This window comes from Stenotrophomonas sp. SAM-B (genome assembly GCF_013387485.1).
GTDB lineage: Bacteria > Pseudomonadota > Gammaproteobacteria > Xanthomonadales > Xanthomonadaceae > Stenotrophomonas > Stenotrophomonas maltophilia_AA.
The window spans coordinates 600,557-622,575 of sequence record NZ_JABBXB010000002.1; the positions used below are offsets into that span (position 1 = coordinate 600,557).

Sequence of the window (22,019 nt, forward strand, 5' to 3'; positions counted from 1 at the left end):
GCGGGTTGGGGCTGCGCGCGACAGTGCGATGGATATTCTATGAAAAAAGGAGCCGGTTGCCCGGCTCCCCTTCTTTTTCCACATCAACGATCAGACCGTCTGCGCCGCCTCGTACCCGTTCAAGCGCATGTCGCTGGACGCGCGCCCCTGGGTCAGCGACCGCAGCGAGGTGGTATAGCCACCCAGTCGCGCCAGCGGTGCATAGCCGAGCACTTCGGCCTGCCCATCCTGGTCCTCGATCGAGGCCACCCGCCCACTGCGGCGGTTGAGGTCGCCGACCACATCGCCGACGTTGCCCGACGGCGCGTGGATGGCGATCTCCATCACCGGCTCCAGCAGCTGCGTGCCCGCCTGGGCCAGCGCCGCTTTCACCGCTTCACTGCCGGCACGATGGAAGGCCATGTCCGAGGAGTCCTTGACGTGGGTCTGGCCGTCGACCAGCGTCACCTCGATACCGACCACCGGATGGCCCAGCGGACCTTCGCCCAATGCCGCGCGCACGCCCTTCTCCACCGCATTGACGAACCCGCGCGGGATCGCGCCGCCGACGGTGCGGTCAACGAAGCTCACCTCGCCGTCCTCGCGCGGGGTGATGTCGATCAGGACCTGGGCGAACTGGCCCTGGCCACCGGTCTGCTTGGCGACCTTGCCTTCCACCCGCTGCACGGCACGCTTCGGCGTCTCCTGGTAGGCCACGCGCGGCTGGCCGGTGCGGACGTTGACGCCCCACTCCGTGCGCAGGCGCTCGACCATCACCTCCAGATGCAGCTCGCCCATGCCCCAGATCAGGGTCTCTCCGCTGTCCGCATCGGTCTCGACACGGAACGACGGATCCTCCTGCGCCAGGCTGGCCAGTCCCTGGCTGATGCGGATCAGGTCCGAGGCCTTCTCCGCCGTCAACCGCCATGCCAGCACCGCATGCTGCGCCTGGATCGTATCGAGCAGCAGCGGGCGCGAGGGCGCACTCAGCGTTTCACCGCTGACGGCGTCCTTCCAGCCCAGCACCGCGACGATGTCACCGGCCACGGCCTGCTTGATGTCGTGGGTCTGGTCGGCCTGCACCCGCACCAGGCGGCTGACGCGTCGCCCGTGTGCATGCTGCGAGCTGGCCAGCGCGTCGCCCACCTTCAGCGTGCCCGAATACACCCGCACGAAGCTCAGCGCACCGTGGTTCTGGTGCGTGATCTTGAACAGCAGCGCCGCGAGCGGACCATCGGGATCAGGAGGCAGCAGCACGTCGTTGCCGTTCTCGGTGGCGACCACCGCCGGCCGATCCAGTGGCGACGGCAGATAGTCGACCACGGCATCGAGCAGCGTTTCCACGCCCTTGCTCTTGAACGCCGAGCCCGCGAGCACCGGGACGCCGGCACCGGCCAGGGTGCCGCGACGGATCGCCGCGCGCAGCTGCGCGTTGTCGATCGCCGCGCCTTCCAGCCACGCCTGTGCCAGCACGTCGTCGGCATCGGCCACGGCCTCGATCAGCGCCTCGCGCTGCGGCATCCACTGGGCCGCCTCATCGGTCGTCCAGGCATGACGCAACGCGGTGCCCTTGTCGTCCCAGTGCACGGTACTGCGGTCGACCAGGTCCACCCAGCCGTTGAACTGGCTTTCGGTCCCGATCGGCACGCCGAGCGCCCACGGCGTGGCCCGCAGCTTCTCGCGCAGTTGCGAGAGCACGCGTTCGAACGCAGCACCGGTGCGGTCCATCTTGTTGACGAAGGCGATCAGCGGCACCCCGTGGCGACGCGCCTGGCGCCAGACCGATTCGGACTGGGGCTGCACGCCATCCACGGCGGAGAACACCGCCACCGCACCATCAAGCACGCGCAGGGAACGTTCCACTTCGATCGCGAAATCGATGTGGCCGGGGGTGTCGATCAAGGTCAGGTGGTGGATCGGCTGGTCGCGCGGCGCCCAATGCGCCTGCACGGCGGCCGCGCCGATGGTGATGCCGCGCTCGCGCTCGATCGCCGAGAAATCGGTGGTCGCCGCGCCGTCGTGGACCTCGCCGACGCGATGGATCTCGCCGGTCTTCCACAGCAGGCGCTCGGTGAGCGTGGTCTTGCCGGCGTCGATGTGGGCAATGATGCCGAGGTTGCGCCGGAGGGACAGGGTCTGGGTATGGGTGTTCATGGGATAGGTCTCGCTGCCAACATCGGGGAGCCGCACGCCGCCGTTGGCTAACGGGCGTGCGGCCAGGTTTGGGGCTCGGCGATCTGGTGCATGGCACGTTCTCCTTCAAACAGTTCTGGTGCGTGGAAACGAAAAGAGCGCCCGGTGGGCGCTCTGCTTGGGGTCCAGGGTGACCGGTGTTCCGGTCAGCAGCCTTCCACTCCGAGTAGCAGACGCGCCCGTGCCGCGTAAACGCGGGTCAGGGTAAAAAACGTCAGAAGCGGCATCGAAGTCATGAGGATCACCTGGGGTGTAGCCGGCATTGTAGACCTCCCGTGGCTGGCTACAAGCCCTGATTGACACCACCCGTGCAACACTGAGCCTCATGCACGCCGATAACGCTCGTAGTTAGCACGACGACCCCCGAGCATCCCCCGACATGCGAATGGGTCGCAATTGCGTATATGACGGGAATCCTTAAAATGGCGGCCTATGCGTCGCCAACGGCGACGCCCGCGCGTCAGGCTCCGCCCATCAAAGCAACGAGCCGCGCTCGCGCCCCTCCTTCCGCGTTGCCGAGTTGTTGCCCATGACCTGCTCTTCCTCCCCGAATCCGCGCCGGTTGCGCCCCAACCTGCTGGCCCTGGCCTGCCTGGCCGCCGCGCTTGCTCCTGCCGCCCATGCCCAGACCGCGACCGATCTGGATGCGGTGCGCGTCAATGCCTACCGCGCTGCCAACAGCACCAGCGGCGCGACCAAGACCAGCACCGCGCTGGCCGAAACCTCGCAGTCGGTCTCGGTGATCGAGCGCGCCGAACTGGATGCCCGTGGCGTGCAGTCGCTCAACGATGCGATGCGCTATGTCGCCGGCGTCAGCCTGGAAAGCTCGGGCATCGACAACCGCGTGGACGATTTCCGCATCCGTGGCTTCGATGCCGGCAGCTGGTCCAACAACGTCACCCTGGATGGCATGCGCGCGCCGCAGGGCAGCCAGTGGAACCGCAGCATGTTCGACAGCTGGAACCTGGAGCGGGTCGAAGTGCTCAAGGGTCCGTCCGCCGTGATGTATGGCCAGGTGGCCCCGGGCGGCATGGTCAACCAGGTCAGCAAGACCCCCACCCCGGACCAGATGCAGCAGCTGCGCCTGGGCGTGGATGCGAACGGCCAGTACAGCGCCGCTTTCGACGTGGGCGCCGGCACTGCGGGGGATGATCACCTGTTCCGCCTGGTCGGCCTGTACCGCGATGGCCAGACCCAGATCAAGCGCACCGAACAGGAGCACTGGTTCCTCGCCCCCAGCTACACCTGGCAGCTCGCCGAACGCACCCGCTTGACCCTGCTGGGCCTGTACCAGAAGGACGATGGCGGCTCGACCTACCAGTTCCTGCCGGCGGCCGGCACGCTCAATCCGACGGCGTCGGGCTATATGAAGAACAGCACCTTCATCGGCGAGCCGGACTGGAACACCTTCGACCGCACGCTGTGGACCGCCGGCTGGATGTTCGAGCACCAGTTCAACGACCACCTCACGCTGACCCAGAGCGCGCGCCGCACGCATGTCGATTCGCTGTTCCGCAGCGTGGTCACCTTCGGCGCACTGAATGCCGATGGCCGCACCCAGAACCGTCGCGGCGTGATGGGCACCGGCGACTCCGATGGCGACACCTTCGATACCCGCCTGCAGGCGCGCTTCAGCACCGGCGCGGTGGACCATACCGTGCTGCTCGGCTGGGACTGGCAGCGTGCGGACTGGGAAGGCGTGCGCAGCGCCATGAGCAGCCCGCGCCCGATCGACATCTTCAATCCGGTGTATTCGACCTACCGCCCGACGGTGAGCACCGAAACCCCGACCGCTGGCATCAATCGCCAGAGCGGCGTGTACCTGCAGGACCAGCTGGCGCTCGGCAACTGGCGGATGACGTTCGGCGGCCGCTACGACTGGACCAAGGACGACAGCAGCAGCGCCAACCGCAACATCGCCACCGGCATCTCCACGCCGGGCGGGCGCAACGTGATCAAGAGCGAGGCGTTCACCGGCCGCGCGGGTGTGCTGTACGTGTTCGAGAACGGGTTGACCCCGTACGTGAGCTACGCCGAATCCTTCCAGCCCTCGACCAAATCGCCGCTGGACAGCTTCACCCAGACCGCGTTCGAGCCGGTGACCGGTTCGCAGTGGGAAGCCGGCCTGAAGTACCAGCCGGCCTCGGTGGATGGGCTGGTCACCCTGTCGGTCTACGACCTGCGCCAGCAGAACATGATCGTCGATGATCCGGTGGCGTCGCATCGCAACTGCGGCGCGACCGGTACCGCCACCTGCTCGATCCAGGGCGACGAAGGCCGCGTGCGCGGCATCGAGCTGGAAGGGCGTATCACCCCGATCGAGGGCTTCAGCCTGATCGGCGCCGCCTCACGCATGGACTCGGAGATGACCCGTTCGGCGCCCTACAAGGGCAAGGAACTGGCAATGGTGCCGGACTACAGCGCCTCGTTCTGGGCGGACTACACCTTCCAGGCCGGCGCCCTGCAGGGTCTCAGCCTGGCGGCCGGCGCGCGCTACAACGGCGTCAGCTACGGCGACAGCGCCAACCTGTACCGGATTCCGTCCTACACCCTGTTCGATGCGGCGATCCGCTATGACGTGGGCCGGATCGGTGGCACCCAGGTGCAGCTGGCACTCAACGCCAGCAACCTGGCCGACAAGCGTTTCGTGTCGACCTGCACCGGCGTGTCGTCGTGCTACTACGGCAGCGGCCGCACGGTGATGGCGACCGCCAGATTCGGCTGGTAATCCGTAAACGGCGGGGCCGGCCGATGGGCCGGCTCCCATCACACCGTCAACGCGCCGGCCAACCCGGCGCTACGCGTCGGTGACCACCACCAACGGGACATCGCGCTGCGGATGCCGCAGCACCAGCACCGGCTGCTGGTAGACCCGCTCGATATGCTCGCGGGTCAGGACCTCGGTAGGCGTCCCGTCGGCGGCCACGCGGCCCTGTTCCAGCAACACGATCCGATCCGCGTAGGCCGCGGCCAGATTCAGGTCGTGCAGCACCACGATCACGCAGGCGCCGGCATCGGCCAGCTCGCGGACCGCGCGCAATGTGCGTTCCTGATGGCGGAGATCCAACGCCGCCGTCGGCTCGTCCAGCAGCAACAGCGGCGTGTCCTGGGTCAGCACGCGGGCGAAGGTCGTCCGCGCCGCCTCACCACCGGACAGATGCTCCACTTCCCGCTCGATCAACGCATGCAGGTCGGCACGCGCCAGCGCATCGGCGATGCAGGCGGCGTCTTTGACCGGGTCCGGCGGATGCGGCAGCCGCCCCATCGCGACCACTTCATGCACCCGGAAGGCGAACCGGACCGCGTGCTCCTGCGGCATCACCGCGCGCTCGCGCGCCAGCGGCTTGGCCTTCCACTCCGCCAGCGCCTGTCCACGCAGCAGCACGTGGCCCTGCTCCGCCTCCAGGTCGCCTGCGGCCACCGCCAGCAGCGTCGACTTGCCCGCACCGTTCGGGCCGACCAGCGCTGTCACCGTGCCGGGCACGAAATCCAGCGTGATGTCATCCAGGATGCGCCGTGCGCCGCGACTGAGCTGCACCGACTGCAGTTGCAGCAACGCGCTCATCCGCCGCTCCGATGGCGCTGACGCATCACCAGCCACAGGAAGAACGGCGCGCCCAGCGCAGCCGAGAACAGGCCCAGCGGGATTTCGGACGGCGGATCCAGCGTGCGGGCGGCGGTGTCGGCGACCACGATCAGCAGCGCGCCGGCCACGGCCGAGACCGGCAGCAGCCAGCGATGGCCGGGGCCGACCAGCAGGCGCACGACATGCGGCACGACCAGACCCACGAAGCCGATCGAACCGGCGAACGCAACGGCCGCGCCGACCAGCAGGGCGCTGAAGGCGATCAGTTTGAGCCGCGTGCGTTTTACATCCAGCCCCAGGTGCTGGGCCTGGCGCTCACCGAGCGCGAGCATGTCCAGCGGCGTGGCCAGGCGCAGCAGGGCGATCGTGCCGAGCACGAACACCGGCGCCACTGCGATCACATCCCGCCAGTCGGCCTGGGCCAGCGAGCCCATCTGCCAGAACACCAGCGACTGCAGCTCGCTCTCGCTGGCGATGTAGGTCAGGAACCCGATCATCGCCGAGCAGAACGCGGCGATGGCAATGCCGACCAGCAGCAATGTTGCGGTGCCACTGCCCTGCCCCGGTCGTGCCAGCAGGTAGGTCAATGTGATCGCGCCACCGGCGCCGGCAAACGCGGCCAGCGGCAGCGTCCATGCACCGAACGCGCCTGCCCCGAGCACGATCGCGGAGACCGCGCCCAAGGCCGCGCCCTGGGTCACGCCGACGATGCCGGGGTCGGCCAGCGGATTACCGAACAATCCCTGTAGGCTCGCACCGGCCATCGCCAGTGCGGCACCCACCATCGCACCCAGCAGGGCACGCGGAATGCGCAGCTGCCAGACCACGGCCAGATCGCGGGTGCTGACGCTGGCCGGATCGGCCAGCCCCAGCTTCACCCCGATCGCCTGCAGCACGTCCATCGGCGGCAGCCGCAACGGGCCCACCGCGAAGGAGGCGATCACCGCGATCAGCAATCCCACCGCGGCCCAGATCAACACGGTCGCGCCACGGCGACGCGCAGGACTCGACACCGCCATGCCTTACGCCCTCACGGACGCGGCACGGTGGCGAAGGCCGCGGCCAGGGCGACCGCGCCACTGCCCGAGGCGACACTGGCGGACTTCAACTCCACGTCCGGCATCACCCACACGCGATTGGCCGCACCGGCCGGCGTCTGCCGCAGGGTCGGATAGGCGCGCCACAGGCCGGCCTGGCCACCGAACAGGGCCAGGTCGTTCTCGGTCACCAGGATCACGTCCGGCGCAGCGGCCACCACGCCCTCATTGCTCAGCGCGGAATAGTTGGCCACGCCAGCCTCGTCACCGATGTTGATGCCACCGGCCAGCGTGATCAGCTTGCCCGAGGCGCTGTCCGAGCCCGCCACCGTCGGCGCGCCGCCGGCACCGGTCGCGGAGACATGGATCACACGCGGGTGCCACGCCAGCGCCGCACCACTGGTCTTGGCCGCATCCAGCTGCGACTGCACTTTCGTGGCCAGTGCTTCACCCTGCTCGGCCATGCCGACCGCGGCGGCGACCTTGCGCACCTTGTCGGCCGCCGGCTGCAGATCATCGACGATCACCGCCGCTTCGCCTGCGCCGCGCAGCTTGGCGGCCAGATCGGAATGACGGCGCAGGCTGTTGCCGAGGAACAGGGTGCCCTGCAGGCTCAACACGCCTTCCACGCCCGTGGTGCGGTTGAACAGGAATTGTTTGGGGGCCTTGCGCCCGGATTCGGTGGCCGAGCGCAGCGGCGCGGCGTACACCTGATCGTCCAGGCCAAGCGCTTCGAGCACGGCGATGATGTCATCGCCGCCGGCAATGATCTTCGAGGTGTCGGTCACCGTCGTGGCCACGCCATCATCGGAGGTGACCTGTGTCGGCAACTGCTGGGTGGCGCCTTCGATGTCGGGCACGTCCACGCCCACCACACGCTGCCAGCCTTCCGGCAGTGCTTCGGGGGTCTGCGCGGCCGATGCGGCAGCGGTGTCGGTGGCAGGTGCAGCGGGCTCTTTCGAGCACCCGGCGATCACGGCGACCAGGGACAGCGCCAACAGGCTGCGGCGGACAACAATCGACTTCATGGCAGTTCCTCTTCAATCAGAACGGCGGGGCTGTACGCCCCGCCGCCGGTGCAACGCTCTCCGCGCAGCTCAGTTCGCGCGGGTGCTGATGCGGGTGATGCGGTCGCCCTTGGGATCCTGGGCATCACGCGACTTGTTGACGGCAAACACGTTGCCCTTGCCATCTTCACGCACATGGTTCGGGAAGGTGCCGCCATCCAGGTTGCCGACCACCTTGCCGTTGCCGTCGACCACGGTCACCGTGCCGGCACCGCGGTTGGTCACGTAGGCGAGCTTGGACACCGGCTCGAAGGCCACGTTCAGCGCACCCGCGCCGACCGGCACGTCGTGCAGCACCTTGCCGCTGGCGACATCGACGATCAGCAGGTTGTCCGTGCCCTGAGAGGCCACGTACAGCCGACCTGCCGAAGCGTCGTAGGCCACGCCGGAGGCGCTGATCGAATTACCCAGGTCGATGACCTTCTCCACCTTGCCGGTGGTGGTGTTGATCACCGCCGCTTCGGGCGTGCCGATGCTGACGGTGAACAGCTTGCCGGCCGCTTCATCCAGCACCAGGCTCATCGGGACGAACTTCTTGTCGTCCGCGCCCGAGGCCAGGGTGATCGGCTCCAGCGGCTGCAGGGTGCGGGCATCGAACACCGACAGATGGTCTTCACCGGCGGCCGAGGCGAACACCTTGCCATGGCGGCCATCGACCACGATGTCGCGGGCATGCGGCACCGCCCCGACGTCGAACTGGCGCACCAGCGACAGGTCCTTCTGGCGATACACGGCCACGGTGTCCTGGCGGGTATTGGTCACCCAGACGTTGCCGTTGGCATCGTCCACGCCCACGCCATACACCGCGAACACCGCACCGCCCTTGCCGCCCGGCACTGCAGCGGGGGTGATCTTGGCGGTGACCTTGAGCGTCTTCGGGTCGAGCTTGAGCAGCTGCGACTGGGTCACCGGCGGGCGACCGACCGCCGCGGTGACGAACACCGCGTTGCTGGCCGCGCTGTAGGCGGACTGGTACAGGCCCTGGACCAGCTTGGCCGAGGTCTGGTTGAAATTCTGCTGGCCGCTCAGCGGCAGGTTCGGCGAGACGCGCAGCGACAGCACCGTTGCCGCGGACGGCTGGCTGGCACGCACGATCACCGGCTGCTGGCCGGGCACGGCATCGGCGGGAATCGCGACGTTGCCCTTGAAGTTGCCCTCGGCGTCGACCACGTACGGGGTGGCATTGAGCACGGTCTCGCCGCGCAGCAGGGTGACCTGCTGGCCCGGCACGAACTGGCGGCCGATCACCTCGGCATCGCTGCCCGGCACCACGTTCTGGCCGCGGCTGATCACTTCACCACGGAAGCCGTTGGCCGGCGCATCGAACACCGGCTGCGCGAACACGGCAGGGCTGGCCAGCGACAGCGCAATGGCCAGGGCGGCGACACGCGGGAGGGTTTTCAGGGTGTACATCAGCAGACTCCTTCTGTTGGGGGCGCGCCGGTTGGCGCGTTGTCACAGTGCTTGCCTTGGCGTGGCCGCGGTCCGTTGCGGCGGTGGCACAGGGCCACGGAACTGCCTGGGTAACGAAAAATCAGGGTGCCGGCGCGGGCGTGCCGCTGCGATCGGCGATGCCATACAACTGGCTCAGCGTGGCCTTGAGCGACGCCGGCAGCATCGGCCCATGGCCAAGGCCGGGAAATTCGCGGTACTGCACGGTCAGGCCCGGCACCTTGGCCAGGCGGGTGGCCAGCTGCTGGGCGGCATCGGGCGTCGCCCCGCCGATACGGCGCAGGTGCGCGACCACACGCGGGTTGGTCATGTCGCGCACCCCGCGGTTGCCGGTGCGCTCATCGCCGCCAAGCATCACCGTCACCTGTGCCGGCTGACCCTGGGTGTTGGCAATGAACTGGCGCTCCATGTCGCCCAGCGGCGCGCCCTGGCTCCACCACAGCGATGGGCTGGCCGACACGTAATGCTGGAACGCGGCCGGGCGGGTATACAGCGTGCTGACCACGAACAGGCCGCCCAGCGAATGGCCCCACAGCGACTGCTGCTGCAGATCGATGCTGGCGCGGCGCTGCACTTCCGGCTTGATCCGGCGCTCGATCAGATCGAGAAACGCATACGCACCACCACCGCTGGACTGCGAGGTGCCGTTTTCGTCATCGGCGGTATCGATCCACGCGGTGTAATCGCGGGTGCGTGCCGCGGAATCGATGCGCAGGTCGTTGTCGTAACCGATGAACACCAGCACCGGCGCGGCATGCGCGGCCAGATCGGCAAGCATCGCCTGGTCGAGCACCATCGCCGCGGCGTTGCCGTCGAGCATGTACAGCACCGGTGCCGGCGTGGCCGAGGCCTTCGCCGGCACACCGACATTCACCCGCCAGCGGCGGGCGTGATCCGGACTGTCGAGCACGAAGTGTTCGAAGCGATAACTCTGCGCCGGCTGGTCCAGCACCGTCTCACCGACTTTCTGCTCGGGATTGCGCTGCTGAGCCGAAGCCGGCGACAGCGCCGCCATGCCGATGGCGGTCGCCACGCCCAGCGTGCGCAACCACGGCGATACGGAAGAGATCAGCGACGACGAAACAATCATGACTACCCGGAGCGAGGGACGGTGCTATCGCGCCAGTGTAACTCAAATGAGAATGGGTATCACTGACGTTGCGCTGACCACCCCGCCCAGGCGCCTTCCTTCTCAAGGTGCTTCAGCGCGCGCAGTCACCCGAGGCCGTGCGCGCCTCCCCCACGGTCGCGCCCCCTTTCCCACTGGCCGACAGCCAGCCTGCCAGGGACATAGCATCCGGTATCCCCGCCGCCATCGGCGCGGACGAGATCACCAGTTCGCGCGACGTGCCGACCGGCTCCAGCTCGGCCAGGCGCGCCGCCTTGTCACCGTCGGTGCTGACGAAGTCGTCCGGCCCCGAGCGCGGCGTCTTCGTGGTGTTCGCGGTCTTGACCGCCTTGATCCGCAGTTCGCCGCCGGCACCACCGGTAACGGTCACCGCGTACTGCTCCTTGCCATAGGCCCAGGAGGTCTCGCGCTGCACAGTGGCTGCCTGCCCATCGGCCGGCAGTTCCAGCGTATCGCCTGCAAGGCCCTGCACCATCGCCATGCCACCCATCACCGCCATGTACATGCCGTACGCCCGCATCTGCTTCTCCTCGGCCGTCTTCGCCGCGGGCGCACCCGGCCAGCTCGCCTCGAGATTCAGATGCGCCTTGCCGCTGCACAGTGTCAACACGACCGGCTGACCCTCGCCTTCGCCAAGGCTGATCAGACTGTCGCCGTTGTGGAACTGCTGTACGCGCCCGATCAATGACGCGCCGCTCGTCGGCACCTGGTTCACCTCGACGCGGGACGCGCTTTTCAGGCGCTCATTCAACGACACGGTCGTCGCGGTGGCGGGCAAGGCCGCGCCGATCGCGGCAGCGAGTACGAACACAGGGAAAAAAGCGCGCATGGCATCCAGTCCAGAAGGGCGGGACATCATACGCGCCCACTCGACGACCGCTTCGCGCGTCATCGCCCTGTCGTGCAGGCAGCGCTCAGCCGCGCGCCACCATCGCCATGATGGTCGCCGCCAGTTCCTGCTCCGCCTGCACCGGCGTGATGTCGCCGGTGGTCGCTGCAGAAGAGAGACCTTCCGCGGCACCGAGCATGCCCCACAGCCCCGCCTGCGCCAACGCACCTGCGGGTGCGAACGGCGACAACAGCGCGCGACACTGCTCAAGAAACACGACGTCGTACTCGCGCTTGATACGCGCCAGTTCCGGTGACCCGGCCAGCGCAGCGATCACGCCCGGAATCTCGCGCCCCTGCTTCATCACGCACGCCACGTAGGCCTCGGCGATGACCTGCGCCTTGTCCGCAAGCGTCGGGCCACTGCTGGCGAACCGCGCTTCCATCACCACGCCCTGGCGCGCATCGAAATCGCGGTACAGCGCGGACAGCAGACCGGCCCGCGTACCGAAATGGTCATACACCACCGGCTTGGTCACCCCGGCCTGCTCGGCAAGGCGCCCCAATGTGAGCGCATCGGTGCCTTCCTCGCGGATCAGCCGCCACGCCTCCGCCAGGAGCTGGCGCAGGCGGTCATCGCGGGTCATGCGGCGGCGGGGTGCCACCGGGGCAGGCGCATCGGGCGGACTTGACATGGTTATATACCAATCGTAACTTACGTTCCGTAACTTACCGAAAGTATACAAGCCCTTCCCCGCCCCAGGAATCCCATGCACGCGCTCATCGTCGTCTCCCACCCTGATCCCGACTCCCTGACCCACGCCGTCGCGACCCAGATCGCAGCAGGCATTAGCGCCAATGACGGCAGTACCGCCGAGCTCGCCGACCTCGACGCAGAGGGCTTCGACCCCCGTTTCAACCGGGCGGACCTGCAGGGCCACCACCGCAACGCCCCCTTCCCTGCCGATGTCCTGGCCGAACAGGCCCGGCTGGACCGCGCCGATGCCGTAGTGCTGGTGTTCCCGGTCTACTGGTGGGGCATGCCTGCCCTGCTGAAGGGCTGGATCGATCGGGTCTTCTCCAATGGCTGGGCCTATGACGACAGCAGCGGCCAGGGCGTGCTCAAGAAGCTCGGCCACCTGCCCGTCCACCTGGTCGGGCTCGGCGGCGCTGACGACCGCACCTGGCAGAAGCGCGGCTATACCGGTGCGATGAAGATCCAGATCGAGACCGGCATCTTTGACTACTGCGGCGCGCCGGTGCGGTCGTCCACGCTGTTGCTGGAGACGGACACGGGCGACGCACGCGCGCACCTGCAGACCGCGCGCTCTCTCGGCCAACGCATTGCCGGCAACGCCGACGTGCCCGGGCACTGAAGCCCGGGCCCACCGGCAGGCATCAGGGCGTCGGTTTGGCGCCTTCTGCCTTCCACGCCGAGATCTTCGCCCTGGTCTGCTCCAGCAACGCATCGAGTGCCTTGCGGTCATAACCCTGGCCCCGCAGCACCACGTACTGGATGCCGCGCGTGGCCTCGATGTCCTCCAGCGGATTGCGCTCCAGCAACACGAGGTCGGCCGCTTTGCCGGGCGCGACCGCGCCGTAGCGATCCAGCGTACCGAACCAGGCCGGGCCAGCGCGCGTGGCCGCTGACAGGGCCTGCGCCGGGGTCAGCCCTTCCTTGACGAACAGCGACAGCTCGTCATGCAGGCCGATACCCGGATAGTTGAACGAATTGAGGAAGCCGGCATCGGTACCGGCCATGATCGTGACGCCGGCCTGCTGCAGCATCGGCAGCACGGCAGCGACCTGGTGGTATTCCTGGTGGCGGGCCTGGATCTGCGCGGGCGTCGCCTTGGCCGCGCGCTCGACGCGCCAGGCATAGGTCGCCTGCAGTTTCGGTCCGATGTAGGCCAGGTACGGATCGTCGCGATGATCGTCCTGGTCGAGGAAGTCCAGGATGCGGCCGCCATTGAGGGTCGGGGTCACGAACACCCCCTTGGCCGCGAAGCCACGGTAGGCGGCCATGGCGGTATCGGGATCGAAGCCGGCATCGAGGCGCGCGGTGGCTTGGGCGCGGTCGATGCGCTTGGCCGCGAAGTCCGCCGCGATACCGGCTTCATCCTTGACCCCGGCCTTGTAGGCATAGTCCAGGTGCTCGATGGAACTGATGCCGGCATCGACGGCCTGCTGCACGGTCAGCGCCATCGGAATATGCCCGGACGCCCGCAGCCCGTTGGCACGCGCTCCGCGTACCGCGGCCAGGAACAGCTCCGGCGTCAGCGTGCTGTCGGTGATCTTGACGAAGTCGACCTTGTCTCGCTTCAACCGCAGGAAGGCCGCATCCAGATCGGCCTGGCTGCCGACCTCGATCGTCCCCTTCCAGACCGGCTTGATGCCTTCGATCTTGGCGCCCGAGGTGAACAGTTGCGGGCCGGCCAACTGGCCGCTGGCGATCTCGCCACGCCACTGCAGCACCTGCTCGGGCAGATCGCCCGAGGCGTCACGGATGGTGGTGATGCCATGGGCGATGTACAGCGGCAGCAGCGCCTTGTTCTCTTCGATGAGCTCCGGCCCACCGCCGAAGTGCACATGCATGTCCCACAGCCCGGGGATCAGGTAGCGCCCCTTGCCGTCCACCTGCTGCCTGGCCTGCCATGCCTTGCGCATGGCCCGGTCGCTGCCCACCGCGACGATGTCCTGGCCCCGCACGACGACAGTCTGGTCGGCCCGCGTGGTGGCGTGCTCCACGTCGACGACGGTGGCATGGCGGATCATCAGATCGGCCTGCTCGGCCGCGAACGCGGCGGGGGCCAGTGCAAGCAGCACCGGAATGGCAAGACGCAGGGACATGGGCAGTGCACCGGAAAATGAAGAACCGGGCCACCTTACGGTCGGGCCCGGTGCATTCACCAGTTAAATTTTGGAATGCGCGTCATGCACATTCCCGATCCAAGGCGATGCGTCAGACCTCGCCCTGCATCGCGGGCCGTGCCTGCACCTGCTGCAACCAGGCCGCCACGGCCGGATGCGCGTCCACCGCCGCACCCAGGTAGGTGCCGTAACCCACTACCTGGCCCACGACCAGATCCACCAGCGAGTAAGCGTCACCAAGCATCCAGGACTGCTGCGACAGGCGCGCCTCCAGCAGGTCCAACAATGCGTTGGCGGCGCGGATGCCGGCCGCCGCATGGTCGGCACTGCGCAGCCCGTCGTCCATGGTGGCCAACCACACCCGCCCGATCACGGCACCATAGGTGACATACGCCCAGGTGCACCAGGACATCGCCTCCAGCCGCGCCGGTGTTCCGTCCTGCGGCCACAGGCCCTTGGCCACGCCGTAGTGCTCGCCCAACCACAGGTGGATCGCCAGGCCTTCGAACAGCGGCGTGCCATCCACCACCAGGCACGGCACCTTGCCGTTGGGGTTGATCGCCAGGTACTCGGGGGTGCGCTGCTCGCCGGCGCGGATGTCGATCTTGACGCGCTCGTGGGGGACCGCCAGTTCGGCCAGGGCGCAGGCGATCGGGGTGGCGCTGGACATCGGGTGCCAATAGAAGACGAGGGACATCGGAAACTCCTTGAGGGTGGTGAGGGGTGCGACCGGAGCGGTCCTGCACCGTCGCCTCAAGGCTAGCCACCCTTGCGGACAGAACCCGCCCGCAATGGCTGCTACGCTTTGCCCATGCTGACCGCCTCCGCCCGCCTGCTGAGTCTGCTGTCCCTGCTGCAGTCGCGCCCCCACTGGAGCGGCGCCACGCTGGCCGAGCGCATGCAGATCCACCCGCGCACCCTGCGCCGCGACATCGACCGGCTGCGCCAGCTCGGCTATCCGATCCACGCCAGCACCGGCGTGGCCGGCGGCTACGCGTTCCGCGCGGGGCGTGCCCTGCCGCCCCTGCTGCTCGATGACGAGGAAGCCCTGGCGGCGGCGATCGCCCTGCGCACGGCGGTGACCGGCACCATCAGCGGTATCGAGCAGACCGCGATCACCGCGCTGGTCAAGATCGAACAGGCCATGCCGCCACGCCTGCGACCACGGCTGGAGGCACTGCGTTCGGCGATCCTGCCGACGGACCAGATCGGCCCGCTGGTGGATGCCGGCCGGCTGACCACACTGGCCGCTGCCTGCCGCGACCAGGTGCAGCTCGCCTTCGACTACACCGATCGCGAAGGCCAGCCCAGTTCCCGCCAGGTCGAGCCGCAGGGCGTGGTGCACACCGATCGACGCTGGTATCTGGTGGCCTGGGATTGCCTGCGGGCGGACTGGCGCACCTTCCGCATCGACCGCATCGCCAGCGCACCGGTAGTGGGCGCGCACTTCGCGCCCCGGGCGGGCCCTGGCGATGGCGATCTGCGTCGGTGGGTCGCCCGCTCGCTGTCGCTCGGGCAGTACCCCGATGAGGCGCGGATCATCCTGCATGCACCGCTGGCCGCGCTGCGCCAGCGCATTCCCGCGTCGGCCGGCGTGCTGGAAGTGGTCGATGGCCAGCGCTGCCTGCTGCGTTGCGGCGCCAATCCGATGGGCTCGGTGATCTATTGGCTGCTGGCCATGGACCTGGAGTTCGAGGTAGTGGGCCCGCCGGCACTGATCGAGCGGCTTCGCGAGACCGGCGAACGGGTGGCCCGCAGCCTGACCGCGAGACCGGCGAACGGGTGGCCCGCAGCCTGACACAGCATGCTGCCGAGGCCGCGCCGATGCCCGGGAGCGCTTAGCCGCCCGGCGTCCCATGGCGGACCTCGCCATCGCGCTTCACAATGGGAGCATGACTGCGAGTGAAAAACCGAATCGCACCCTGTTCGACCTGGACCTGTTGCGCGCGATGGTGATGGTGGCCGACTGCGCCAGCTTCACCACCGCCGCGGCGCGCCTGCACTCCACCCAATCCACCATCAGCCAGAAAATCCGCCGGCTGGAAGAGATGGCCGGCCATCCGCTGCTGGTCCGCGGCAACCGCGACGTGCACCCGACCGACGCGGGGCAGCTGGTGCTCGGCCATGCCCGCCAGCTGCTCGCGCTGAACGACCAGCTGCTGGAAGCGCTGGCCGGCACCACCGTCGCGGTGACGGTACGGCTGGGCGTTCCGGAAGACTTCGTCAGCGAGGCCACCAGCCAACTGCTGGGCGCCTTCAACCGTGACCACCCGCAGGTGAAGCTGGAAGTCACCAGCGGACTGAGCCGTGACCTGGCCAATGCCTACGATCATGGCGAGCTGGATCTGGTGCTGGTCAAGCAGCGGCGCAGCAGCCGTGCCGCAGTGAGGTGCTGGCCGGAAACCATGGCCTGGATCGACAGTGCGCGCCACCCGAGCATCGACCTGGATCCGGTGCCGCTGGTGACCTTCCCTCCCCGCGGGCTTTACCGCGATGACATCATCGATGCCGTCGAGGGCATGGGCCGCCGCTGGCGGATCAGCTTCACCAGTTCAAGCCTGAGTGGCATCCAGGGCGCGGTAGCCGATGGCATGGGCATCAGCCTCCTGCCCGCGCGGGCGCTGAGCCGTGAGCACACCGTGCTGGGTGTCGAGCAGGGACTGCAGCCGATCGACAGCTTCGAGATCGCCCTGCTTCACCGCGCCACGGCCGACCCGCTGGTGAAAACGCTGGCGTCGCGGCTGTCCGGCCTGATCGACCAGGAACGTGCGGGCGCGATTACTTGAGCTGCAGCGGGTAGCGCTGCCACAGCACGTGCACCAGGAATCCGGTCAGCTCCGGGTCCTTGCTGGTGATCGACGCGCGGATCTTGTCCAGCAGCACCATGTCGCTGCAGTTGCGCACATCCGCATGGCCGGCCTGGCCGGCGCGGCGCGCACGGTAGCGGGCAGCACGCTGTGCATCGGTCATCGCGTAGCCGAACGTGGGCGGACGGCCGCGCTTGCGCGGCAGCGTCAGTTCCAGTGTTCCGGGGTCTTGTTCATCGCGCATGACGGACGAGGATGCAAACGGGGGCGCGCACGATATCGTGAGACATCACTTTAATCCAGCGTTTTCAGCGGATTTCTGCGTTTGCGCAGCGTGGACTCAGCGCAGCGCCTCCGCCGCGCGTGCTCCCGCCCACACCAGCAGCATGCCACCCACCAGGCTGACGCCGAGGTACAGCGGCACCATCAGGCTCCGATCCGTGCGGGTGAACACCAGCGATTCGAGCATCATCGACGAGAACGTGGTGAGGCCACCGACGATGCCGACGATCAGGAACGCGCGCCAGTACACCGCCGCGTTGCCGCGACTCTGCAGCCAGATCATCACGTATCCGGCGACGAAGGCGCCGATCAGGTTCACCGTCAGCGTGCCCCACGGGAAGCCCTGGCCGAACTGGCGCAGCATCGCATCGCCGATCATGAAACGCAGCGCCGCGCCCAACGCGCCGCCGGCCATCACCAGGCCGAGCTGCTGCCACCAGACGCCGATGCCGTCCATCACTCCGCGCCCTTGTCCGCGCGCGCCTGTGCGCGCGCCGCACGCAGGCGGTCCAGCTTTTCTTTCAGCTTGATCTCCAACCCGCGCGGCACCGGCTCGTAATACACCCGCTCGCCCATCGCATCGGGGAAGCCGGTCTGGTCCAGCGCGATCCCGCCGTCGGCGTCGTGATCATATTGATAGGTCTTGCCGTACCCCAGCTCCTTCATCAGCTTGGTCGGCGCGTTGCGCAGGTGCAGCGGCACCTCCTGGGTACCGGTGTCGCGCACTTCCTGCTTGGCCTTGTTGAACGCGGCATAGCCGGCGTTCGATTTTGCGGTACTGGCCAGGTACAGCACCAGCTGCGCGAACGCGAGCTCGCCTTCGGGGCTGCCCAGCCGCTCGTAGATGTCCCAGGCCTCCAGCGCCATCGACTGCGCGCGCGGATCGGCCAGGCCGATATCCTCGATCGCCATCCGGGTCAGGCGCCGCGCCAGATAGGACGGGTCGCAGCCGCCATCGAGCATGCGGGTGAGCCAGTACAGCGCGGCATCCGGATTGGAGCTGCGCACCGACTTGTGCAGGGCCGAGATCTGGTCGTAGAACTGCTCGCCGCCCTTGTCGAAACGACGGCTGCGGTCAGCCAGCACCTGCACCAGCATCTCCGGGCTGATCCGCCCGCCGTCGCCTGTCGCCAGTTCGGCGGCGATCTCCAGCAGGGTCAGTCCACGGCGCACATCGCCATCGGCGGCGGTGGCGATCTCGAGCAATGCCTCCGGCGCGACCTGCAGATGCTCGCCGCCCAGACCGCGCTCGGTGTCCTGCAGCGCACGCTCCAGCGCCTCGACGATGTCCGCCGGCGACACCGACTCGAGCACATGCACACGGCAGCGCGACAGCAGCGCCGAGTTCAGTTCGAAGGATGGATTCTCAGTGGTGGCGCCGACGAACACGATCGTGCCGCGCTCGATGTGCGGCAGGAACGCATCCTGCTGGGCCTTGTTGAAGCGGTGCACCTCGTCGACGAACAGCACCGTGCGTCGCCCCTCGGCGAAACGCTGGGCGGCTTCAGCCAACACCTGGCGCACCTCGGGCAGGCCCGACAGCACCGCCGAGATCGCGCGGAACTCGGCATCGGCGTAATGCGCGAGCAGCAGCGACAGCGTGGTCTTGCCGCAACCCGGCGGGCCCCACAGGATCATCGAGTGCACATGGCCGGACTCGACCGCGCGGCGCAGCGCGCTACCCGGTGCGAGCAGGCGCTTCTGGCCCACCATCTCATCCAGCGTCTGCGGGCGCATCCGCTCGGCGAGCGGACGCATGTTGTCCCGATCCACGGTCAGCAGATCAGGCCCATTGAAAGTCGTTCGGTTTCTGGCCACGTCTTTATTCTATCGCGGGTGCGCGAGCAGGGAATGCGGGGCCGCGAGCGGCGACCGCCTGATCGCCACGGTAGAGCCAGGCCATGCCTGGCTGCTTTCCGGGCGGCGGGCGCGATAGCGGGAAGGCCCAGCCAGGCATGGCCTGGCTCCACCCCGTGCAGCGACCAGGGCGCGCCGATGATCCGCCCCGCTTACTCGCCGATGACGTCCACGCCCTTGGCCGGGGTGAAGCTGAAAGTGCCCGAGGCGAAGCTCGGGTTGCGCTTCCAGCCGGTGAAGTTGATCACCGTGCGCTGACCCACGGCATCGACCACTTCCATGCGGGCCAGGCCCTGGCCGTTGAAGCCCAGCGCGGCATACTGGAAGGCGGTATCGGTATCGCGCTTCGGGCTCAGCGCCAGCCACTGCAGGCCATCGCGCACCGCGGCTTCTTCGCTGACGTCGTACTGCTTGTCCAGCAGCGCCGGATTGATCAGGGCGGTCAGCGGGCTGTTCTGCTCTTCCTGGCCCTGCGGGCGCACGCTGGCCTGCTCCAGGTCCGGCTCGTAGACCCAGACTTTCTTGCCATCGGCCACGATCAGCTGTTCGTGCGGCTTGATGTACTCCCAGCGGAACAGGCGCGGCGCGGAGAGCGCGACACGGCCGCTGGTGGTTTCCTTGACCTTGCCCTTGCTGTCGAACACCTGCTGGCTGAACTGTCCGTCCAGGCCCTTCAGGCCCTGGGTGAAACGGTTGAGCTCATCACGGGCGCCCGCCCAGGCCGAAGCCGAACCAACACTTGCCACGACCAGGGTGGCGGCAAGCAGGGAGCGGCGGAAGGTGGTGTGCATGCGAGGTATCCAGGCGAATGGGAAGGATGGAAGGGAGTGTGCCCATTCAATCCTGAATGGGCGATCAGGGGCACATTATGCGCTGGAACCAGCGGGTCCGAACGCCCGTCACGGCCCCGCCTGGACCGACTTCAGATCGCCATACACCACCTGCCCGCGGAAGCCGCGCCGGACCTGCTGGTACAGCGCGCGGAAGGCGGCGTAATCCTGCGGCTGGCACAGCGCATCCGCCCCGCGCACGGCGCGCTGGTGCAGGCGGTGCTGCACGGTGACCACCTGCCCTTCGCGCGACCAGTCCACCCGGTACTCGCCGGCGGCATTGTCGAAGCGCTGGCTGCGCGGGATCGCGACGATCGGCACGTTGGCCGGGAACGTGAGCTGGTAGCGCTCATCGCGCAGGCTGTCGTTGCAGTAGAACGGCGTGGCGTTGTCCGGTGCCGAGGTGCTGGCATACAGGTCACGGAACGAGTCGCCACCCGGTGCGTCGGGCAGCACCATGCCGCCGACCACGCCGAAATCGACGTAGTCGCTGGCCCGGAAGTCGTAGCGGAAATTGAACGGCCGGGTCAGGTCCTGCGGATCGCCGAGCAGCGTCAGCGCGCCACTGCCATCGAAGCCGGAGGCGGCCATCATCGACTCCTCGGCCCGCGCGCGGTTCTGCGCGTTGAGCCGTGCGAACGCCGCCCGCATGCCGATCTCGGCCACGCTGCTCGGCTGCTGCACGGTCTGCCCGACCAGGTTGCCGGCGGCGTCGAAGCGGAAATCCACCTCCAGGCCGGTGCCGTTGCGGGTGGCGTCGTTGGCAGGCGTCCGCGCGACCTTCGCCTGCCGGGTGTGCAGCACCGGCGCACCCAGGTCGCCATCGGGCAACTGGCCGAAGCGCGCATAGGCGGTGGTCGAATCCAGGTACAGGTCGAACTCGGGCAGGTAGGTGATCGCGTGGTTGAAGCGGCCCAGCAGCGGAATCGTCGGCAGGGTCGGCCCGCCCCCGGCGCCGATCAGCACCGGCGTGCTCTCGATGCCGCGCGCCGCCAGCAGCGCCTCCAGGATCACCACGTGGTCCTTGCAGTCGCCGTAGTGGTTGTCGAGGATGCTCTGCGCGGGATTGGGTTCCAGCCCACCGTTGCCGAGGTAGACGGCGACGTAGCGGATGTTCTGCGACACCCAGCGGTAGAGCACGGCGGCCTGCTCGCGGCGGTCGGTGATGCCCCGGGTAAGATCGTCGGCCAGTGCCTGGATCTGCGGGGTCACCGCAGCCGCCTCGCCGCCCTTGCGTTGATAGGCCTGCGCCACCTGGGCCCAATCCCGATACGTGCTGGCCATGATCCCCGGGCTGTACTCCCATGGCGCGGCCGACCAGTTCTGCGCGCTCAGCGGTTCGCTGCGCCGGTACTGCCACTCCCACCGCGCCAGCCCGTCGCGGATGCGCGGTGTGGTGCTGCCCTGGACGCCGCGCTGCTCCACCTGCATCGGCAGGTTGGCCGGCGCGGTCAGCGTCACCCGCGCGTCGTCGTACGGCGTGAACACGCTGAAGGTCTCCCACAGGCCGAAGTAACCCGGAAAGTACGGCGTGTTCTGGGTCCGGCGGGTCTGGTAGACCACCCGCGTGCCGGGCGCCAGATTCGGGAACACGACCACGCGCACCTTGCGGTCGGCATACATCGCCGCGGCCGCGCTGGAGTAGCTTTCCTGGGTGTAGATGCGGTCGGCCGGCACGTCCCGGCGCTGGCCATCGGCGGTCAGGGTGTAGGCCTGCAGCACCTCCAGCGTTTCCATCTTCTCGCTGTAGCTCAGCCGCACCTGGCTGAACTGCTCGACCGCCGATTTGGTCTTGAGCAGGATTTCGTACTCTTCGGTCTGCGTGTTGCCTGCATCGGGGCGCACCACGTAGTCGGCGCGATAGCGGACGAAACTGAAATTGTTGCTGGCCTGCGCGTCAGCGCCCGCAGCCGGGCCGCCCTGCCCGCCCGGGGTGCTCGGGGCCACGGGTGTCGCGGGTGGCGGCACGGGCTGCGCATCGGCCCACGCCACTCCCGGCGCGAGCGTCATGGCGCCCAGCATCGTCCAGATCATCGGCTTCATTGCAGGTTCCTTGTGCTCGGCAACACCCGGGCGGCGCCCGGGTGCCATGCAGCCAGTC

General features: G+C 68.2%; 19 protein-coding genes. 4 read left to right on the forward strand and 15 right to left on the reverse strand.

What is annotated here, in order from left to right; all coding sequences use genetic code 11:
• Positions 1-90 precede the first annotated feature (90 nt).
• On the reverse strand, positions 91-2,133 hold the full coding sequence (gene fusA, locus HH110_RS06875; protein ID WP_176988971.1) for an elongation factor G: 2,043 nt from the start codon (positions 2,131-2,133) through the stop codon (positions 91-93).
• A 568-nt stretch (positions 2,134-2,701) separates the two neighbouring features.
• Between fusA and HH110_RS06880 the strand changes: the two genes are divergently transcribed.
• Complete coding sequence (locus tag HH110_RS06880) at positions 2,702-4,900, forward strand: TonB-dependent siderophore receptor (protein ID WP_176988972.1); 2,199 nt, start codon at positions 2,702-2,704, stop codon at positions 4,898-4,900.
• Positions 4,901-4,969: 69 nt separating this feature from the next.
• On the opposite strand, the gene HH110_RS06885 is transcribed toward HH110_RS06880, so the two are convergent.
• The 7 genes from HH110_RS06885 to HH110_RS06915 form a co-directional block, all read right to left on the reverse strand.
• Positions 4,970-5,737 (reverse strand): heme ABC transporter ATP-binding protein, encoded by a 768-nt coding sequence (locus HH110_RS06885; protein ID WP_176988973.1) that lies wholly within the window; start codon positions 5,735-5,737, stop codon positions 4,970-4,972.
• The gene (locus HH110_RS06890) at positions 5,734-6,777 is read right to left on the reverse strand and encodes an iron ABC transporter permease (RefSeq protein WP_176988974.1); all 1,044 of its coding nucleotides are present in this window, start codon (positions 6,775-6,777) and stop codon (positions 5,734-5,736) included. The genes HH110_RS06885 and HH110_RS06890 overlap by 4 nt, the downstream gene beginning before the upstream one ends.
• A gap of 11 nt (positions 6,778-6,788) precedes the next feature.
• On the reverse strand, positions 6,789-7,823 hold the full coding sequence (locus tag HH110_RS06895; protein ID WP_176988975.1) for a hemin ABC transporter substrate-binding protein: 1,035 nt from the start codon (positions 7,821-7,823) through the stop codon (positions 6,789-6,791).
• Between the two features lie 69 nt (positions 7,824-7,892).
• On the reverse strand, positions 7,893-9,275 hold the full coding sequence (locus HH110_RS06900; RefSeq protein WP_176988976.1) for a YncE family protein: 1,383 nt from the start codon (positions 9,273-9,275) through the stop codon (positions 7,893-7,895).
• Positions 9,276-9,396: 121 nt separating this feature from the next.
• A complete protein-coding gene (locus HH110_RS06905) occupies positions 9,397-10,404 on the reverse strand; it encodes an alpha/beta hydrolase (protein ID WP_176988977.1) in 1,008 nt (335 codons plus the stop codon).
• Positions 10,405-10,516: 112 nt separating this feature from the next.
• Complete coding sequence (locus HH110_RS06910) at positions 10,517-11,335, reverse strand: hypothetical protein (RefSeq protein WP_176988978.1); 819 nt, start codon at positions 11,333-11,335, stop codon at positions 10,517-10,519.
• Between the two features lie 22 nt (positions 11,336-11,357).
• Positions 11,358-11,966, reverse strand: a complete 609-nt coding sequence (locus HH110_RS06915) for a TetR/AcrR family transcriptional regulator (protein WP_176988979.1) — start codon at positions 11,964-11,966, stop codon at positions 11,358-11,360.
• A 75-nt stretch (positions 11,967-12,041) separates the two neighbouring features.
• Between HH110_RS06915 and HH110_RS06920 the strand changes: the two genes are divergently transcribed.
• Positions 12,042-12,647, forward strand: coding sequence for an NAD(P)H-dependent oxidoreductase (locus HH110_RS06920; RefSeq protein ID WP_176988980.1), 606 nt, complete (start codon positions 12,042-12,044; stop codon positions 12,645-12,647).
• Between the two features lie 22 nt (positions 12,648-12,669).
• Here the strand turns inward: HH110_RS06920 and HH110_RS06925 are convergent, their stop codons facing one another.
• Together HH110_RS06925 and HH110_RS06930 are read right to left on the reverse strand one after the other, a co-directional pair.
• Positions 12,670-14,121, reverse strand: a complete 1,452-nt coding sequence (locus HH110_RS06925; RefSeq protein ID WP_176988981.1) for an amidohydrolase family protein — start codon at positions 14,119-14,121, stop codon at positions 12,670-12,672.
• 112 nt (positions 14,122-14,233) lie between these two features.
• Positions 14,234-14,839, reverse strand: coding sequence for a glutathione S-transferase family protein (locus tag HH110_RS06930; protein ID WP_176988982.1), 606 nt, complete (start codon positions 14,837-14,839; stop codon positions 14,234-14,236).
• A gap of 114 nt (positions 14,840-14,953) precedes the next feature.
• On the opposite strand from HH110_RS06930, the gene HH110_RS06935 reads away from it, so the two are divergent.
• Positions 14,954-15,940: a YafY family protein gene (locus tag HH110_RS06935; protein ID WP_176988983.1), complete on the forward strand. Its 987-nt coding sequence runs from the start codon at positions 14,954-14,956 to the stop codon at positions 15,938-15,940.
• 94 nt (positions 15,941-16,034) lie between these two features.
• Complete coding sequence (locus tag HH110_RS06940) at positions 16,035-16,928, forward strand: LysR family transcriptional regulator (RefSeq protein WP_176988984.1); 894 nt, start codon at positions 16,035-16,037, stop codon at positions 16,926-16,928.
• Here HH110_RS06940 and HH110_RS06945 read toward each other — a convergent pair.
• The 5 genes from HH110_RS06945 to HH110_RS06965 form a co-directional block, all read right to left on the reverse strand.
• Positions 16,921-17,193, reverse strand: a complete 273-nt coding sequence (locus HH110_RS06945; protein WP_019184750.1) for a hypothetical protein — start codon at positions 17,191-17,193, stop codon at positions 16,921-16,923. The two genes, HH110_RS06940 and HH110_RS06945, sit on opposite strands and share 8 nt — an antisense overlap.
• 96 nt (positions 17,194-17,289) lie before the next feature.
• Entirely contained in the window at positions 17,290-17,688 is a 399-nt protein-coding gene (gene crcB / locus HH110_RS06950) for a fluoride efflux transporter CrcB (protein WP_176988985.1), read from the reverse strand.
• Positions 17,688-18,989 (reverse strand): replication-associated recombination protein A, encoded by a 1,302-nt coding sequence (locus HH110_RS06955; protein ID WP_241696438.1) that lies wholly within the window; start codon positions 18,987-18,989, stop codon positions 17,688-17,690. The genes crcB and HH110_RS06955 overlap by 1 nt, the downstream gene beginning before the upstream one ends.
• Before the next feature lie 251 nt (positions 18,990-19,240).
• Positions 19,241-19,879, reverse strand: a complete 639-nt coding sequence (gene lolA / locus HH110_RS06960; RefSeq protein WP_176988987.1) for an outer membrane lipoprotein chaperone LolA — start codon at positions 19,877-19,879, stop codon at positions 19,241-19,243.
• 108 nt (positions 19,880-19,987) lie between these two features.
• The gene (locus HH110_RS06965) at positions 19,988-21,961 is read right to left on the reverse strand and encodes a DUF3857 domain-containing protein (protein ID WP_176988988.1); all 1,974 of its coding nucleotides are present in this window, start codon (positions 21,959-21,961) and stop codon (positions 19,988-19,990) included.
• Positions 21,962-22,019 lie beyond the last annotated feature (58 nt).

What these genes read in the sequence shown, in the direction of transcription:
- HH110_RS06935 (WP_176988983.1), top strand. Translation starts at nt 14,954, where the DNA reads ATGCTGACCGCCTCCGCCCGCCTGCTGAGTCTGCTGTCCCTGCTGCAG.
- HH110_RS06945 (WP_019184750.1), bottom strand. Translation starts at nt 17,193, where the DNA reads ATGCGCGATGAACAAGACCCCGGAACACTGGAACTGACGCTGCCGCGC.
- HH110_RS06905 (WP_176988977.1), bottom strand. Translation starts at nt 10,404, where the DNA reads ATGATTGTTTCGTCGTCGCTGATCTCTTCCGTATCGCCGTGGTTGCGC.
- HH110_RS06940 (WP_176988984.1), top strand. Translation starts at nt 16,035, where the DNA reads ATGACTGCGAGTGAAAAACCGAATCGCACCCTGTTCGACCTGGACCTG.
- HH110_RS06885 (WP_176988973.1), bottom strand. Translation starts at nt 5,737, where the DNA reads ATGAGCGCGTTGCTGCAACTGCAGTCGGTGCAGCTCAGTCGCGGCGCA.
- HH110_RS06920 (WP_176988980.1), top strand. Translation starts at nt 12,042, where the DNA reads ATGCACGCGCTCATCGTCGTCTCCCACCCTGATCCCGACTCCCTGACC.
- HH110_RS06965 (WP_176988988.1), bottom strand. Translation starts at nt 21,961, where the DNA reads ATGAAGCCGATGATCTGGACGATGCTGGGCGCCATGACGCTCGCGCCG.
- HH110_RS06915 (WP_176988979.1), bottom strand. Translation starts at nt 11,966, where the DNA reads ATGTCAAGTCCGCCCGATGCGCCTGCCCCGGTGGCACCCCGCCGCCGC.
- fusA (WP_176988971.1), bottom strand. Translation starts at nt 2,133, where the DNA reads ATGAACACCCATACCCAGACCCTGTCCCTCCGGCGCAACCTCGGCATC.
- HH110_RS06925 (WP_176988981.1), bottom strand. Translation starts at nt 14,121, where the DNA reads ATGTCCCTGCGTCTTGCCATTCCGGTGCTGCTTGCACTGGCCCCCGCC.
- HH110_RS06890 (WP_176988974.1), bottom strand. Translation starts at nt 6,777, where the DNA reads ATGGCGGTGTCGAGTCCTGCGCGTCGCCGTGGCGCGACCGTGTTGATC.
- HH110_RS06930 (WP_176988982.1), bottom strand. Translation starts at nt 14,839, where the DNA reads ATGTCCCTCGTCTTCTATTGGCACCCGATGTCCAGCGCCACCCCGATC.
- HH110_RS06900 (WP_176988976.1), bottom strand. Translation starts at nt 9,275, where the DNA reads ATGTACACCCTGAAAACCCTCCCGCGTGTCGCCGCCCTGGCCATTGCG.
- HH110_RS06955 (WP_241696438.1), bottom strand. Translation starts at nt 18,989, where the DNA reads ATGCGTCCGCTCGCCGAGCGGATGCGCCCGCAGACGCTGGATGAGATG.
- HH110_RS06880 (WP_176988972.1), top strand. Translation starts at nt 2,702, where the DNA reads ATGACCTGCTCTTCCTCCCCGAATCCGCGCCGGTTGCGCCCCAACCTG.
- HH110_RS06895 (WP_176988975.1), bottom strand. Translation starts at nt 7,823, where the DNA reads ATGAAGTCGATTGTTGTCCGCCGCAGCCTGTTGGCGCTGTCCCTGGTC.
- HH110_RS06910 (WP_176988978.1), bottom strand. Translation starts at nt 11,335, where the DNA reads ATGACGCGCGAAGCGGTCGTCGAGTGGGCGCGTATGATGTCCCGCCCT.
- lolA (WP_176988987.1), bottom strand. Translation starts at nt 19,879, where the DNA reads ATGCACACCACCTTCCGCCGCTCCCTGCTTGCCGCCACCCTGGTCGTG.
- crcB (WP_176988985.1), bottom strand. Translation starts at nt 17,688, where the DNA reads ATGGACGGCATCGGCGTCTGGTGGCAGCAGCTCGGCCTGGTGATGGCC.